Genomic DNA, 13,466 nt, shown 5'->3' with positions numbered 1-13,466 from the left:
CGTTTTCTTTTGGGAGGCGCGAAGGGCATGCGTGGTTTCGCAATACCGACAAGGCCTGCCTCATCACATGTCAACGCCGTGCGTGCCATGTCGGCACGCGATTGGAGCAGGCTGCTGCTGCTTGGAGTGCTGTGGGGCGGTTCGTTCTTTCTCGGGCGGATCGCGGTTTCCGAGATCTCGCCGCTGGCTCTGGTTTTCTATCGCGTGACGATCGCGGCACTGGCGCTGCATCTCTGGCTCAGAATTCGCGGCCTGTCCTTCGCCCCGGCACTTTCGCGGCCGGCCGGCTTTCTCGGTCTGGCGCTGCTCAACAACGTCATCCCCTTCTCCTTGATCTTCGCCGGACAGACCGAGATCGGCGCCGGGCTCGCTTCGATCTTCTATGCGACGACACCGCTATGGACGATCCTTGTCGCCACCATGCTGACGAAAGACGAAAGGCTGTCGCTCGCAGCACTCGCCGGCATCGCTCTCGGCATCGGCGGCGCGAGCGTGCTGATCGGCCCCGGCCTGCTCTCCGATCTCGATGGACCCCTGTGGGCGAAACTCGCCGTCATTGGTGCCTCGATCTCTTATGCGTTCGGCGTCGTTCTTGCGAGACGCTTCCGCGCCATCGGCGCCGAGGTGATCGCCACCGGCCAGCTGACGGTATCAAGCCTGCTCATGCTGCCGGTCGTCGTCATCTTCTGCACGCCGCAGGACATCATTCCCATCAACGGAACGACATGGCTAGCGATCGCGATGCTCGGCCTGCTATGTACGGCGCTGGCCTTCATCCTCTATTTCGGCCTCATCGCCTCGGCCGGGGCGACCAACGCCTCGCTTGTAACGCTGCTGGTGCCGGTGAGCGCCACGCTGCTCGGCGCGGTCTTTCTCGGCGAACGGCTGCAAATGTTCGAGCTCACGGGAATGGCGCTGATCCTGAGCAGCCTCACCGTCATCGACGGCCGGCTTTTGCGGCGGCTTGCGGCATTGGCCGGTGGCGGGCACCGCGCCGGGGAGATCCGGCGCATGACGGCCGCACAGGCCGCACGTCGCTGGCCTTATGCAGCAAGTGATATTTGATCTGCTTATTTGAGCTTGCCCGGATAGCCTGTTTTTGGATAGCAAGCACTCAGGCGCCTAGGCCGCGCCACAACTGCGCGGCCTCCACCACGTCCAGCTTCGACGCCAGCGCGTTCAGCGCGATCCGATGCACGGTTTCAGTGGGCGCAGTGCAGAGATCGCTGACGACGCGGACATCGAACGGCTCGGCCGCCCGTGACATCGCGGTGAAGACAACACAGTTCTGCGTCATCATCCCGCAAACCAGCAACTCCCGCGTGCCCTCCAGTTCTTTGTCCAGCTGTGTATCTTGAAACGCATCGGCAAGATGTTTGACGACGACAGGTGCCGCTCCCGCCGCACGGATCACAGCGGGCCGTATCGCGACACCTGGACCGTCGGGAGCAAAGAGGCCCGTGCCGGCTGTCGAAACATGCTGAACGAGAACGACCCGATCGCCCGCGCTACGGGCGACGCCGATGGCAGCGACAATGCGTGCCTCCGTTTCCTCCGCCGCCCATAGTGGCAAAGCGCCTCCGGCGAAATAGTCGTTCTGGATATCGATGACGAGAAGGGTGCGGCTCATGGCAGTTCCTTATGGATCAAGACTACGCGGATATTATCCACGGCACGCGGCCGCGAAGAGTGGCCCGATGGACAGATTTGTAGTAAATCGGGCCAATGCACATCGCGGTTATCGCCTACGACAGGATCAGTCCGTTCATGCTTTCGACACCGCTTGCGGTGTTCGGCGAGGCGTTCACCGCTAGTGGCCATCGCATCGACGTCTGCGCCGCCCAGCCGCGGATCGCGGCTTCGGCGGGACTTGTCATCGAGGCGCCTTGCCCGCTTGGGGCGGCACGTGACGCGGATGTCGTGATCCTGCCCGGCTGGCGCGATCATGACGAGCCGGTGGACGCAGACATCCTTGCAGAGTTGACCGTTGCCAGCGCGCGCGGTGCGATCGTCGTCGGGCTCTGCCTCGGGGCGTTCGGGCTGGCGGAGGCGGGCCTGCTTGAGGGACGCAGGGCAACGACGCACTGGGCCCGGATCGACGATTTCGCAAGACGCTATCCCGGCGTGACTGTCGATCCCGGCGCCATCTTCGTCGATGAGGGAAGTGTCGTCACCTCGGCCGGCATCGCCTCGGGCATCGATTGCTGCCTGCATCTGCTTGCGCGGCTTGCAAATATCGGAGAGGCCAATCGCGTGGCGCGCCACCTCATCGTCGCGCCGCAGCGAACCGGCGCTCAGCCGCAGTTTTTCGAGCGGCCGGCAATCGGAAGGTCTGCCGACCTTCGCCTGGCGCATCTCCTCGACGAAATGCGCGCCGATCCCGCCGCGTCGCCGACACTCGGCGAACTCGCCGACCGGGCGGGCATGAGCCGACGCAGTCTTACCCGGCATATCCGCGCGCGAACGGGCGGGAGCCTCGGGGAGTGGCTGCGGCGACTGCGGCTCCTGAACGCGCAGGAACTGCTTGCCGCCGGCACCCAGGGGCTCGACAACGTTGCCGCCCGTAGCGGATTTGCCGACGCTCAAGCCATGCGGGCCGCCTTTCGCACGGAGCTCGGCATGTCGCCGCGTCAGTGGCTTGCGCGGCAGCGGCTCGATTGAAGGCGCTGCCGGCAGGGAGCGTCCTGCGCAGATCGGCAAAGTTGCCGTGCGCGGTCAGTGATCGGCGCGCCGCGCCATCACGTCCAGTTCCATGACGAGATCGGCCTGCACGTCATCACCGACCGTGAAGGTCGTAGTGCCCATAACCGCGAAGCCGACCTTGCTGTAAAAGGCGATAGCGCGAGCGTTCTTCTCGTAGACCGTCAATCGCAGACGTCCCACGTTGTGCGCCGCGCATTCAGCAATGGCAGCGTTGAGCAGATGGTTGGCCACCCCGCGGCCGCGCCAGTTCGCGTCGACGTAGATGCGGCTGAGCAGCGCGAGATCGGCTTCTTCTGGCGAAAACACCACGTAGGCATATCCCGCAAGCACGCCGCCGTCCGTAGCCATGAAGACGGCGGCTTCGGGATCGCCGATTTCCGCCGCCTGAAGCTCGGCGCTGAAGGACTTGGCGACGTAGTCGTCGAGATCGGCGGCGGCTGTGTCATCGCTGTAGGTGTCGCGGAACAGTCGCGCCGCGAAGGCGGCAAGGGCCGCCGCATCCGACGGGGCGGCGCGTTTTATCTCAAAGGAAGCCGTCATCGGATGGTCCTCAATATCAGCGCCGCCATTGCGCTGCTCAAAACAGCGGCATGTGCCGGTTCACATCCTTGTAGAGCAGGTAGCGAAAGCGCCCGGGGCCGCCGGCGTAGCAGGCCTGCGGGCAGAAAGCGCGCAGCCACATGTGATCGCCGGCCTCGACCTCGACCCAATCCTGATTCAGCCGATAGACCGCCCTGCCCTCGAGCACATAGAGGCCGTGCTCCATGACATGGGTTTCCATGAAGGGAATGACGCCGCCCGGCTCGAGCGTGACGATGGTGACGTGCATGTCGTAACGCAGGTCATTGGGATCGATGAAACGGGTGGTCGCCCAGACGTCGTCGGTATCGGGCATCGACTGCGGTGGATTCTGGTCTTCATGGGTGAAGAGCGCCGGCGGCGGTTCGAGGCCGTCGACCTCCTGGAAGGCCTTGCGAATCCAGTGGAACTTGGCGACAGCGGCCCCCTTGTTCCACAACGTCCACTTGGAACCCGCCGGCAGGAAGGCGAAGGAGCCGGGGCGCAGCACGTGGGTGGTGCCCTCGTGATCGACCGTGACCTCGCCGTCAACAACGAAGAGCACGCCTTCAGCACGCTTTTCCGGCTCCGGTCGGTCGCTGCCGCCACCCGGCTGAACTTCCATGATGTATTGCGAGAAGGTCTCGGAAAACCCCGTCATCGGCCGCGAGATCACCCAGGCGCGCGTGCCCTCCCAATGCGGGAAATAGCTGGTGACGATATCGGTCATCACGCTGCGCGGGATGACCGCATAGGCGGTCGTGAACACCGCCTTGCTGGAGAGAAGCTCGGTCTGCGGCGGCAGCCCGCCCATGTTCGAATAGTAATTCCTGGTGCTCATCGGTTCACTTTATCTCAGGCGGGGACTGTCAATCCGGTTTAAGCGCCGCATCTCTTTCAGGCAACCTTTTTAGAAGGATACGCCGCGCTGCCACCGAACGCGCTGTACCGCGGCGGCCGACATTTAATGCAGGAGGTGTGAGATGAGCCTGGAAAAACTTCGCGAAGACTACGCGCAGCGGATCAAGGAATACGAGGCCAACCTCGAGGAAACGAGCGAGAAGGACATTCGCCATTTCCGCTCGGAGGGCAAGGGGCCGCTGGCCGATATCACCGACCAGATCAAGAACGAGTATCGCCGGCATATCGAGACCTATACGGCGCTGATCGCACAGATCGACGCCATCCTCGGCGCCTGAACGACACCGACGCGCCGCACGCGACTTGCGGCCCACGGCGCGTCGGAGACACCCTCACAAAAACGGTCAGGCCAACTACCCGGCCAGCGCCAGACGCGGCTCGCCATCGGCCAGTATCTGCGTCTGCGCCACCGATACGTTGGCGGCTGTCATCAGCAGCAGGCAAAGCGCCACGGCACGCGGCACCTCCTGCTCTCCCGACGCCCAGCGCCGGTGAGTGAGCTGATCCACGCCGAAAAGTTTTTCAACGCCAGCCGTGTCGAGTCCCGTCACGGCAACCGCAGCTTTGTACTCTGAGGCCTTCATGCACTGTTCCCCGCCCGCCGGAGGCGCGCTGTTTTTATGTTGTCTGTGAGGATCGCTACTTTAGTCGCATCTCATTGGAGTGGATACGCGGATACGACAGCCACGTGTCTGTCCGCGACATTTCCGAGACAATGCACAGCTGTGCGATAGCCGATGCAGGCTGCCGCCGACATGCAAGGGTGCGCGTGAAATCGAGGCGCGACCGCTAGATCCAGCGGAAGGTTGCGTTACCGCGCCGATCGACCTTGTTGATCTCGATCGACGTCCAACGTCCGCTCGACGTATCCGACAGGCGGATGCTGCCCTTGCCGGCCAACATTCCCAGAAAGAGCGGACAGCCCCGGATCTTGCCGCCCGAGCCCTCGTCCGTAAATACGCATGCCCCCGAAAGGGCGGTACCCGATATCGCAATTCTACCAGTCTTAGGCATGTGTGGTTCCCGTCACTATCATGCTCCCGCTGATATAGTTCTTCGCCGGGCCGCGGATGGCAACCCCCAAGACGAATTAATTGAACAGTGATGCAGGGTGTGACGCGGACGACACATGTCTGGAGAGGATGGCAGCTAGGTCGATTGCCGCGCTGCGGCGTATCCAAAAAGAAAAAAACCCGCCGAAGCGGGATTTTCGGCTGGTCGGAGTGGCAAGATTCGAACTTGCGACCCCCACGTCCCGAACGTGGTGCGCTACCAGACTGCGCTACACTCCGTGACCAGCGGCGCCTCTATAGAACGGCACATGTCGTTGCGCAAGCGTCAAAATCGAAAATTGCGCGCATTTCTTTTGCGGCGTGACGACGCGGTCAGCGACGGTTGAGAACGCGGAGAAAAAGCCACAGTTCGGGCAAATTTTGCACGTGCGAACACGGCCCAATTTTCTTTTGCCGGATTCCACGCTAAAGCGCTCGACTGGACAGGCGAAGACTGCCTTAAGGCAGCGATTCGCCGTCGAATGCGCGACAACTTCAGGGACACACGATGAAACTCCGCACCTTTGCCGCGGCCGGGCTTGCCATTGCGCTCGCCGGCTGCACGACCATTCCGACCGCCGCCGATCCGATCTCCAGCCGCTGGGTCGGCCAGTCGGCCGGCAAGTTCTTCGCTGCATACGGCCCGCCGATCAACGACGTCGATAATGGCTCGGGTGTCAGCTACACCTGGAAGGGCGGCTACAAGACGGTGCGGGTTCCGGCGAAGTATGCCGAAGGCGCCGACGGCAAGCGCGGCAAGCAGATCTCTCCGGCGCGCACGCTCTATCTGCGCTGCCAGGCCGAAATCACCACGAGCTCGGACTACACGATCCGCAGCATCCGCGTGTCCGGCGACATCCCCGGCGTCAACGGCCCGTCCTATTGCGCCGAGTTCCTGGCACCGGCCGCCCCGGCTGCCGGCTGAGCTGGCACACTGCGAGAAATCGAAACGGCAGCCTTTCGGGGCTGCCTTTTTTATGCCCATCGATCGGCGGGTGAAAACCATCGACAACTCGTTCGGCACGAGGTCGTCACCTATGTATCAGGTATGGATTGTGACCTATGTGTCCGGGTCGGACAACCTCAAGGTGGCTGGGGCGCCAGGATTCGAACCTGGGAATGCCGGTACCAAAAACCGGTGCCTTACCGCTTGGCGACGCCCCACCATGGCCTGGAAGCGCAAAGCGCTTGCCGGATCGGGGCCTGATTAGCAAAGGTCCGTTCCCGTCACAATGATTATGTTTCTCCGGTTCGCATATTTCTGTGCGATCCGGTCTCGCGCGTGCTAGGTCTCGGTCGACCGATCGATCAGCGTCCGGAGCCATCATGAGCCAGTATCGCGCACGCCCCCCTGCCCTTGCCACGCTTCTTCTCGACGACGCCGTCGTGCGGATCACGCGCTGGGATTTCGAGCCGGGCGCAGATACCGGCGTGCATGTGCACGGCATGGGCTATGTGGTGGTGCCGATGACGGATTGCAGCTTCCTGATCGAGGAGAAGGATGGCAGCCGCCGCGTGGATATCGCCAAGGGCGCCGCCTACCGGCGCGATGCCGGAACCGAGCACAATGTCGTCAATGCCGGCGACGCGCCGATGTCCTTCATCGAGATCGAATACAAGTAGAGAATGGCCAATCCCGCGTTCAACACCCGTTTCGAACCCGCCTATGGCCAGGCGGTGAGCGTTGCGCCCGGCGTGCAGCGCATCACGGTTAACAATCCCAGCCCTTTCACCTTCTTCGGCACCAACAGCTATATCGTCGGTGATCGCTCGGTCGCGGTGATCGATCCGGGACCGGAGGACGAGGTGCATTTCCAGGCGCTGATGCTGACGTTACGGGGGCGCGAGGTCAGCCACATCTTCGTCAGCCACACGCATCGCGACCACTCGCCGCTGTCGCGGAGGCTGCAGGAGGCGACCGGCGGCGTGATCGTCGCCGAAGGGCCGCACCGCGCCGCGCGGCCGCTGCATCTGGGCGAGGTCAACCCGTTCGCGGAGAGTTCAGACGCCGCCTTCACGCCCGATATCGCGGTCGGCGACGGGGAGAGCATTGCGGGCGACGGCTGGCGGATGTCGGCGGTGCTGACGCCGGGACATACGGCGAACCATGCGGCCTTCGCGCTGGAGGGTACCGGCATCCTGTTTTCCGCCGATCATGTCATGGCGTGGTCGACCTCGATCGTGGCGCCGCCCGATGGCTCGATGGCCGATTACATGGCCTCGCTCGACAAGCTGATCGCACGCAAGGACCGCATCCTGTTTCCCGGCCATGGCGGGCCGGTGCAAAAGCCCGTGACCTTCATGCGCGCCATGAAGACCCACCGGCGGATGCGCGAGCAGGCGATCCTCGCGCGGATCCGCGCCGGCGATACCGACATCGCCGAGATGGTGAAGGTGATCTATCGCGAGACGAATGTGGCCCTGCATGCCGCCGCCGCGCTTTCGGTGCTCGCCCATATCGAGGACCTTTTGGAACAGGGGCTGATCGAAACGGACGGACCGCCGTCGCTCGGCGGCCATTACCGGCCGGCGGCGTGAGGAACGTGATATGCGCGCCGACTACAGCTACCGCGACGACCCCGAGATACCCGCCTTCCCCGACGATCACCCGCTGATCATCTTCGACGGCGAGTGCATCTTCTGCTCGGGCTGGGTGCAGTTCGTGCTGAAGCACGACAAGACGGGCCGCTATCGCTTTCTCGCGGCGCAATCGCCGCTCGGCCAGGCGCTCTACCGACATTACGGGCTTACGACACCCGACTACGAGACCAATATCCTGATCGAGAACGGGCGCGCCTATTTCAAGTCGGAAGGGTCGATCCGCATGGCGGCCGGGCTTGGCGCGCCGTGGTCTGCCGTTCGTGTGCTGCGGCTCTTTCCGCGGGGGCTGATGGACCTGATCTACGAGTTCGTGGCGCGCAACCGGCTTCGCATCGCCGGGCGGCGAGAGAGTTGTTATGTGCCGACGCCGGAGCAGCGGAACCGTTTCATCGGCTGATCTCGGGATCGCAAGATCCTCAGCCGCCGGCGATCCCCAGCAGTTCGGCGTCGAGCGCCTTCAGATAGTCGTCGGCGATATCGGCGCTCATGCCGAGATCGTGCGGCCCGTAGCGCGAGGCGACGCGGAGGTCGACGAAGGTGGTCTCCGCCTCCTCGCGCAGGCGGATCTCGACATCGAAGCGCAGGCCGAGCACGAGCGTGCGGGTATCGCCCTGCAGCGTCACGCCGTTGGCCCGGCGAATGAGCTGGGCGACATCGTCGTCATAGGGGCGCGGGGTGGGAACCGGCACGAGATCGGGCGCGTCGGTCACAGCGCTGTCGTCGGCCTGCGGCTTGGGCGGTGGCGCTTCCGTCTCCGGCAGCGGCAGGGTATCGCCATCGGCGCGGACGATGCGGATGCCCTGCAGCTTGGCTACCTTCTTCACTGCTTCCAGCACGCGGTCGATGGCGCCGTCATAGCGGCGGCCGGTGAGCTCGGGATAGGCCTCGACCTGTTTCTCGCGGTCCGCGTCGGAAACAACAGGGCTTCGCTTCAGCCACATCTGGTCGGCGTTCGGCGGCTTCAGCCAGGCCGGCGGGGTTTCGATATCGGTGGAGACTTCATAGAGCGCCGGCAGGCTGTAGTACCGCTCGGCGGCCAGACCGCCGACGATCAGCGGCAGCGCGGCGAAGATCAGCCCCTTCATCGCATCCAGACCGCCCTCGGCGCCCGTTTGCCACAGGCTGCGCAACCCCATGAAGGCCAGAAGCGCGGCCAGAAGCGCGAGACCGATCGAGACCAGCAGAACCAGCACGAAATAGGGCGTCGCAAGACCGCCGAAGCGATGGCCGACCAGGGCCGCCAGGCAGAGCACCAGCGCAAATGCTCCAATGCGCCGCGCGAACCGGGCGGCACTGGAAACGGGGCGGTCAAAACGGATTGCCATCAAATTTACCGGTCACTCGCAGGCGGCGCGTCCCGCATGAACGCACAAATCGGCCCATCACTTGTTTAGTGCAAGATTCGCCTAAATTGAAACTGTTGTCTCGAAGAGTGACGCGCAATCCACGAAGAAGACGGCAATGGCGTGCGTAAGCATTTTCTGATATTCATTGGCCATTGCGTAGGGGCGATCTCCTGACGAACAGGGAAAAAGAGGAGAAGGGCAATGATTTCACCCGAGCTCGCAGCCGAAACCCAGCCGCCGGCAATGGGTGCGGTCGATCCATCCGACCCGCTGCTGCCGATGGAGCTTCTGGAGCTTGAGCTTTCGCTCGAGGGCTATGACGGCGACGCGGATTTCTGCGATGCCGTCCGGGTCGCGGCTGCACGTGCCGGCGGCGAATTCCTGTTCGATCTTCCCGCCGAAGGGCTGATGGAGGATTGCCGGCGGATCGCGGTGCTGCGCATTCCCTCCTCGGCTTCACAGATGCGCATTGTGCTGGCCGTGCTCGATCACACCGGCAGCGAAATCCGCATGGAAGCGCCGGAGCCCGAAAACGCCCATATCGTGCGCTTCGCCGAGGCCTTCATCAAGGTTCTCGAGCGGTTCTAGGTTACGTCCCTCAGCCGCTTGCTGCTTCGGTCAGGCTGCGGAACGGGAACTTGCGTCCGCATTCGCACTTGATCACTGTGCTTTCCTGATAATTCGACGCCCGCTGCATGAAGAGGCCGCGCGGCAATTGATCGACAGTAAAGCCGGGATGCTTGCGCTTGGAATCGTCGATTTCAGACGCTTCCGCAAAGCCGCTGTTGCCGCATTGCGGGCAAGTCAGTTTCTTCGAGAATCGATCGCGTAGTGCCATGCCTGCCTTCCATACCGACGAAGCGGCCTTCTTACAGGCGATCGTCGCGGAACGAAAGCAGGAACCAATGGCGGCGGGTGTCGTTTCCTTTCAAAAGGAGATGTCAATCATGCCCAATCGCGACCCTATCCCGACACCCAGCCCGGAAACCCCGCGCGGTCCCACGCCGACACCGGGCGTTCCAGACCGCGTGCAGGAAAAGCCGCCGCTGACGCCGGCACAGGATCCCGGCGACAGCAAGAACCCGCAGGATCCGACCCTCAACCCGGCGCTGCTGCCGATCGGCGATCCCGCCGGCGCAGCCTGAAAAGCACTTTCGGATTGACGCAACCCCGCGAAAGGCGTCTTGTTTGACGAGGTAAATAGCGCGAAGTCATCCGGATGCGTATTCTGACCCTCTCCATCACACTGGCGGCGATCGTCGTCAGCCTCGCCTCGTGCCAGACCGCCGCCGAGCGGCGCGCGGGCGACGAGAAGCAATGCCTGAGCTACGGCTTTCGCCGCGGCACCGATAACTTCGCCACCTGCCTGCAGCGGATCGATCTCAGCCGTAGTGCGGCGGCGCGCTATAACAGCGATATGTTGATGCTCGACATGTCATACAATATTGGCGGCCCCTATTATGGCCGGCCTTACTACTACAGGCACTATCGCTGAGCTGCGCCACGCCTATTGCCGCTGGATCATCGCCTGAGCGGCCGCAAGGCGGGCGATGGGCACGCGGAAAGGCGAGCAGGACACGTAGTCGAGGCCGATTTCCTCGCAGAAATGGATCGACGCCGGGTCGCCGCCATGTTCGCCGCAGATGCCGAGCTTCATGTCGTTGCGCGTGCGGCGGCCGCGTTCGGCGGCGATGCGGATAAGCTCCCCTACCCCGTCGAAATCCAGCGAGATGAAGGGATCGTGCTCGATGATGCCCTTGCGCTGGTAGGTCGGGATGAAGGCCGAAGCATCGTCGCGCGAGATGCCGAAGGTCGTTTGCGTCAGGTCGTTGGTGCCGAAGGAGAAGAACTCGGCGGCCTCGGCGATGATATGCGCCCGCAATGCCGCGCGCGGCAGCTCGATCATGGTGCCGACGAGGTAGTCGATACGCATGTCGGCTTCGGCGGTCACTTCCTTCGCAACAGCCTCGATACGCTCCTTGACGTAATCGAGCTCGGAGCGGAGCCCGACCAGCGGCACCATGATCTCCGGCACGACCGCTGCCCCGGTTTCGCGAGCGGCGGCGACGGCTGCCTCGAAAATGGCGCGCGCCTGCATTTCGGCAATCTCGGGATAGGAGATGGCAAGACGGCAACCGCGGTGGCCGAGCATGGGATTGAACTCGTGCAGGGCATCGACGCGCTGGCTGAGCGCCGTCGCTTCCATGCCCATGGCCGCCGCGACGTCGGCGATTTCCTCGTCGGTCTTCGGCAGGAATTCGTGCAGTGGCGGATCGAGAAGACGGATCGTTACCGGCAATCCATGCATGACGTTGAAAAGACCGGTGAAATCGAGCCGCTGCATGGGCAGTAGCTTGTCGAGCGCAACGCGACGACCCTTTTCGTCCTCGGCAAGGATCATTTCTCGCATCACGTGAATGCGGGCGCCCTCGAAAAACATGTGTTCTGTGCGGCAAAGGCCGATGCCCTCGGCGCCGAAGGAGCGGGCGGCGCGGGCGTCCGCCGGCGTATCGGCATTGGTGCGCACGGCCATGCGGCGGGCACGATCGGCCCATTGCATTATGCGGCCGAAATCGCCCGAGAGCTCCGGCTGGATCATCTGAACCTCGCCCTTCAACACCTGTCCGGCGGAGCCATCGATGGTGATGACGTCGCCCTTCTTCAGTGTAACGCCCATGCCGATCAGCCGCTCATTGCGGGCGTCGATGCGCATGGTGCCGGCACCGACGACGCAGGGGATTCCCATGCCTCGGGCGACGACGGCCGCGTGGCTGGTCATGCCGCCGCGCGTGGTCAGGATGCCTTCGGCGGCATGCATGCCGTGAATGTCCTCCGGGCTGGTCTCGACGCGCAGCAGTATGACCTTGCGGCCGGCCTCGGAGGCTTCCACCGCCTCTTCGGCGGTAAAGACGATCTCGCCCGTCGCCGCACCCGGCGAAGCCGGCAGGCCGGTACCGATGACGGCACGATCGACGCGGGGGTCGATGGTCGGGTGCAGCAGCTGGTCCAGCGAGGACGGCTCGATGCGGAGCACCGCCTCCTCCTCGGTGATCATCTTCTCGTCCACCATGTCGACGGCGATCTTCATCGCCGCGCGGGTCGAGCGCTTGCCGGAGCGGGTCTGCAGCATCCAGAGCTTGCCACGCTCGATGGTGAACTCGATATCCTGCATGTCGCGATAGTGTTTCTCGAGCTCGACGCAGATATCGGAGAACTGCCTGAAGGCCTCCGGCATCAGCTTTTCCATCGACGGCCGGTCGGTGCCGGAACTGATGCGCCCTTCCTCGGTGATACTCTGCGGCGTGCGGATGCCGGCGACGACGTCCTCGCCCTGGGCATTGACGAGAAATTCGCCATAGAGAGACTTCTCGCCGGTTGACGGGTTGCGCGTGAAGGCGACGCCGGTGGCGGAGGAATTACCGAGATTGCCGAAGACCATGGCCTGGATATTGACGGCCGTGCCCCAGCTTTCCGGGATGTTGTGGAGGTGGCGATAGGTGACGGCGCGGGCGCTTTTCCAGCTCTGGAAGACGGCACCGACCGCGCCCCACAACTGAATTTCGGGATCCTGCGGGAAATCCTCGCCCAGTTCCTCGCCGATCATGGTCTTGTAAAGCGAGACGACGTGCTGCCATTCGCCTGATGTCATCTCGGTATCGTAGTCGTATCCGAGACGCGCCTTCTCGTCCTCGAGGATTTCCTCGAAGACCTCGTTGTCGAGGCCCATGACGACATCGGCATACATCTGGATGAAGCGGCGGTAGCTGTCCCAGGCGAAGCGCGCATCGCCGGCGTCGTGGCCAAGCGCCTGCACGGTTTCATCGTTGAGGCCGAGATTGAGAACGGTGTCCATCATGCCTGGCATGGAAACGCGCGCACCCGAGCGCACCGACAGCAACAGAGGGCGATCACCGGCGCCGAAACGACGGCCCGTACTGGCCTCGATTGTGGCGATGCCGGCGCGGACCTGGGCCTTCAGCTCATCATGGATACGGCCGCCGGCCTTGTCGTAATCGCCGCAGGCTTCGGCGGCGATCGTCAGGCCCGGAGGAACGGGAAGGCCGAGGCTGCACATTTCCGCGAGGTTGGCGCCCTTGCCACCCAGGCGCTCGCGATCGACCGCACGACCTTCCGCCTGACCATTGCCGAATGTGTAGACCCACTTGGTCATAGTTCCCCCAACACCATATCAGGATCAACTTAATCCGTTGGTGCGGAAATGAAAATCGACAAATACGGCCGAAATGTTGCAGCGCACAAAAACAGCCTGACCAAAGGGATGAAA

Annotated in this window: 18 protein-coding genes and 2 tRNA genes; 10 read left to right on the top strand and 10 right to left on the bottom strand. The window is 63.3% G+C overall.

Annotated elements, in window-relative coordinates; genetic code table 11:
* Positions 1-27: 27 nt before the first annotated feature.
* Positions 28-1,065, top strand: coding sequence for a DMT family transporter (locus QTL95_RS12550; protein ID WP_289720282.1), 1,038 nt, complete (start codon positions 28-30; stop codon positions 1,063-1,065).
* Positions 1,066-1,114: 49 nt separating this feature from the next.
* Here the strand turns inward: QTL95_RS12550 and QTL95_RS12545 are convergent, their stop codons facing one another.
* Entirely contained in the window at positions 1,115-1,630 is a 516-nt protein-coding gene (locus tag QTL95_RS12545) for an isochorismatase family protein (RefSeq protein WP_289720281.1), read from the bottom strand.
* Between the two features lie 95 nt (positions 1,631-1,725).
* Here QTL95_RS12545 and QTL95_RS12540 point away from each other — a divergent pair, with 95 nt between their 5' ends.
* On the top strand, positions 1,726-2,661 hold the full coding sequence (locus QTL95_RS12540; RefSeq protein WP_289720280.1) for a GlxA family transcriptional regulator: 936 nt from the start codon (positions 1,726-1,728) through the stop codon (positions 2,659-2,661).
* A 54-nt stretch (positions 2,662-2,715) separates the two neighbouring features.
* Here the strand turns inward: QTL95_RS12540 and QTL95_RS12535 are convergent, their stop codons facing one another.
* Together QTL95_RS12535 and QTL95_RS12530 are read right to left on the bottom strand one after the other, a co-directional pair.
* Positions 2,716-3,243, bottom strand: a complete 528-nt coding sequence (locus QTL95_RS12535; protein ID WP_289720279.1) for a GNAT family N-acetyltransferase — start codon at positions 3,241-3,243, stop codon at positions 2,716-2,718.
* Between the two features lie 37 nt (positions 3,244-3,280).
* Positions 3,281-4,102 (bottom strand): bifunctional allantoicase/(S)-ureidoglycine aminohydrolase, encoded by an 822-nt coding sequence (locus tag QTL95_RS12530; protein ID WP_289720278.1) that lies wholly within the window; start codon positions 4,100-4,102, stop codon positions 3,281-3,283.
* Positions 4,103-4,244: 142 nt separating this feature from the next.
* Between QTL95_RS12530 and QTL95_RS12525 the strand changes: the two genes are divergently transcribed.
* On the top strand, positions 4,245-4,460 hold the full coding sequence (locus QTL95_RS12525) for a hypothetical protein (protein WP_289720277.1): 216 nt from the start codon (positions 4,245-4,247) through the stop codon (positions 4,458-4,460).
* Positions 4,461-4,535: 75 nt separating this feature from the next.
* Here QTL95_RS12525 and QTL95_RS12520 read toward each other — a convergent pair whose 3' ends face one another.
* From QTL95_RS12520 to QTL95_RS12510, 3 genes are all read right to left on the bottom strand, one after another.
* Positions 4,536-4,766 carry a hypothetical protein gene (locus QTL95_RS12520; RefSeq protein ID WP_289720276.1) on the bottom strand — a complete coding sequence of 77 codons (231 nt, stop codon included), beginning with the start codon at positions 4,764-4,766 and terminating at the stop codon, positions 4,536-4,538.
* 205 nt (positions 4,767-4,971) lie between these two features.
* Positions 4,972-5,196 carry a hypothetical protein gene (locus QTL95_RS12515; RefSeq protein WP_289720275.1) on the bottom strand — a complete coding sequence of 75 codons (225 nt, stop codon included), beginning with the start codon at positions 5,194-5,196 and terminating at the stop codon, positions 4,972-4,974.
* A 201-nt stretch (positions 5,197-5,397) separates the two neighbouring features.
* A tRNA-Pro gene (locus QTL95_RS12510) sits at positions 5,398-5,474 on the bottom strand.
* 268 nt (positions 5,475-5,742) lie between these two features.
* Between QTL95_RS12510 and QTL95_RS12505 the strand changes: the two genes are divergently transcribed.
* On the top strand, positions 5,743-6,159 hold the full coding sequence (locus QTL95_RS12505) for a hypothetical protein (protein ID WP_289720274.1): 417 nt from the start codon (positions 5,743-5,745) through the stop codon (positions 6,157-6,159).
* A 164-nt stretch (positions 6,160-6,323) separates the two neighbouring features.
* Here the strand turns inward: QTL95_RS12505 and QTL95_RS12500 are convergent.
* Positions 6,324-6,398: transfer RNA gene (locus tag QTL95_RS12500), tRNA-Gln, on the bottom strand.
* A gap of 162 nt (positions 6,399-6,560) precedes the next feature.
* On the opposite strand from QTL95_RS12500, the gene QTL95_RS12495 reads away from it, so the two are divergent.
* Genes QTL95_RS12495 through QTL95_RS12485 form a run of 3 tightly spaced genes read left to right on the top strand, consistent with a single transcriptional unit; the run spans position 6,561 to position 8,232 of the window.
* Complete coding sequence (locus tag QTL95_RS12495; protein ID WP_289720273.1) at positions 6,561-6,857, top strand: cupin domain-containing protein; 297 nt, start codon at positions 6,561-6,563, stop codon at positions 6,855-6,857.
* A 3-nt stretch (positions 6,858-6,860) separates the two neighbouring features.
* Positions 6,861-7,772, top strand: coding sequence for an MBL fold metallo-hydrolase (locus QTL95_RS12490; protein WP_289720272.1), 912 nt, complete (start codon positions 6,861-6,863; stop codon positions 7,770-7,772).
* A gap of 10 nt (positions 7,773-7,782) precedes the next feature.
* Entirely contained in the window at positions 7,783-8,232 is a 450-nt protein-coding gene (locus tag QTL95_RS12485) for a thiol-disulfide oxidoreductase DCC family protein (protein ID WP_289720271.1), read from the top strand.
* Between the two features lie 19 nt (positions 8,233-8,251).
* Here QTL95_RS12485 and QTL95_RS12480 read toward each other — a convergent pair whose 3' ends face one another.
* A complete protein-coding gene (locus QTL95_RS12480; protein ID WP_289720270.1) occupies positions 8,252-9,160 on the bottom strand; it encodes a DUF1499 domain-containing protein in 909 nt (302 codons plus the stop codon).
* A 222-nt stretch (positions 9,161-9,382) separates the two neighbouring features.
* On the opposite strand from QTL95_RS12480, the gene QTL95_RS12475 reads away from it, so the two are divergent.
* Entirely contained in the window at positions 9,383-9,769 is a 387-nt protein-coding gene (locus QTL95_RS12475; RefSeq protein ID WP_289720269.1) for a hypothetical protein, read from the top strand.
* Between the two features lie 10 nt (positions 9,770-9,779).
* Here QTL95_RS12475 and QTL95_RS12470 read toward each other — a convergent pair whose 3' ends face one another.
* Positions 9,780-10,019: a hypothetical protein gene (locus tag QTL95_RS12470; RefSeq protein WP_289720268.1), complete on the bottom strand. Its 240-nt coding sequence runs from the start codon at positions 10,017-10,019 to the stop codon at positions 9,780-9,782.
* A gap of 109 nt (positions 10,020-10,128) precedes the next feature.
* On the opposite strand from QTL95_RS12470, the gene QTL95_RS12465 reads away from it, so the two are divergent.
* Positions 10,129-10,326 (top strand): hypothetical protein, encoded by a 198-nt coding sequence (locus QTL95_RS12465; RefSeq protein WP_289720267.1) that lies wholly within the window; start codon positions 10,129-10,131, stop codon positions 10,324-10,326.
* A gap of 74 nt (positions 10,327-10,400) precedes the next feature.
* A complete protein-coding gene (locus QTL95_RS12460; RefSeq protein ID WP_289720266.1) occupies positions 10,401-10,676 on the top strand; it encodes a hypothetical protein in 276 nt (91 codons plus the stop codon).
* A 12-nt stretch (positions 10,677-10,688) separates the two neighbouring features.
* Here the strand turns inward: QTL95_RS12460 and ppdK are convergent, their stop codons facing one another.
* Positions 10,689-13,352, bottom strand: coding sequence for a pyruvate, phosphate dikinase (gene ppdK / locus QTL95_RS12455; protein WP_289720265.1), 2,664 nt, complete (start codon positions 13,350-13,352; stop codon positions 10,689-10,691).
* Positions 13,353-13,466 lie beyond the last annotated feature (114 nt).

Source organism: Rhizobium sp. S152, from assembly GCF_030380735.1.
Taxonomy (GTDB): Bacteria; Pseudomonadota; Alphaproteobacteria; order Rhizobiales; family Rhizobiaceae; genus Rhizobium.
This window is presented reverse-complemented; position numbering and strand designations above follow the sequence as displayed.

Excerpts from the sequence above, each read along its gene's own strand:
- QTL95_RS12490 (WP_289720272.1), top strand. The coding sequence starts at position 6,861 with ATGGCCAATCCCGCGTTCAACACCCGTTTCGAACCCGCCTATGGCCAG.
- QTL95_RS12485 (WP_289720271.1), top strand. The coding sequence starts at position 7,783 with ATGCGCGCCGACTACAGCTACCGCGACGACCCCGAGATACCCGCCTTC.
- QTL95_RS12480 (WP_289720270.1), bottom strand. The coding sequence starts at position 9,160 with ATGGCAATCCGTTTTGACCGCCCCGTTTCCAGTGCCGCCCGGTTCGCG.
- QTL95_RS12525 (WP_289720277.1), top strand. The coding sequence starts at position 4,245 with ATGAGCCTGGAAAAACTTCGCGAAGACTACGCGCAGCGGATCAAGGAA.
- QTL95_RS12530 (WP_289720278.1), bottom strand. The coding sequence starts at position 4,102 with ATGAGCACCAGGAATTACTATTCGAACATGGGCGGGCTGCCGCCGCAG.
- QTL95_RS12470 (WP_289720268.1), bottom strand. The coding sequence starts at position 10,019 with ATGGCACTACGCGATCGATTCTCGAAGAAACTGACTTGCCCGCAATGC.
- QTL95_RS12475 (WP_289720269.1), top strand. The coding sequence starts at position 9,383 with ATGATTTCACCCGAGCTCGCAGCCGAAACCCAGCCGCCGGCAATGGGT.
- QTL95_RS12495 (WP_289720273.1), top strand. The coding sequence starts at position 6,561 with ATGAGCCAGTATCGCGCACGCCCCCCTGCCCTTGCCACGCTTCTTCTC.
- QTL95_RS12505 (WP_289720274.1), top strand. The coding sequence starts at position 5,743 with ATGAAACTCCGCACCTTTGCCGCGGCCGGGCTTGCCATTGCGCTCGCC.
- QTL95_RS12550 (WP_289720282.1), top strand. The coding sequence starts at position 28 with ATGCGTGGTTTCGCAATACCGACAAGGCCTGCCTCATCACATGTCAAC.
- QTL95_RS12465 (WP_289720267.1), top strand. The coding sequence starts at position 10,129 with ATGCCCAATCGCGACCCTATCCCGACACCCAGCCCGGAAACCCCGCGC.
- QTL95_RS12460 (WP_289720266.1), top strand. The coding sequence starts at position 10,401 with ATGCGTATTCTGACCCTCTCCATCACACTGGCGGCGATCGTCGTCAGC.
- QTL95_RS12545 (WP_289720281.1), bottom strand. The coding sequence starts at position 1,630 with ATGAGCCGCACCCTTCTCGTCATCGATATCCAGAACGACTATTTCGCC.
- ppdK (WP_289720265.1), bottom strand. The coding sequence starts at position 13,352 with ATGACCAAGTGGGTCTACACATTCGGCAATGGTCAGGCGGAAGGTCGT.
- QTL95_RS12535 (WP_289720279.1), bottom strand. The coding sequence starts at position 3,243 with ATGACGGCTTCCTTTGAGATAAAACGCGCCGCCCCGTCGGATGCGGCG.
- QTL95_RS12515 (WP_289720275.1), bottom strand. The coding sequence starts at position 5,196 with ATGCCTAAGACTGGTAGAATTGCGATATCGGGTACCGCCCTTTCGGGG.
- QTL95_RS12520 (WP_289720276.1), bottom strand. The coding sequence starts at position 4,766 with ATGAAGGCCTCAGAGTACAAAGCTGCGGTTGCCGTGACGGGACTCGAC.
- QTL95_RS12540 (WP_289720280.1), top strand. The coding sequence starts at position 1,726 with ATGCACATCGCGGTTATCGCCTACGACAGGATCAGTCCGTTCATGCTT.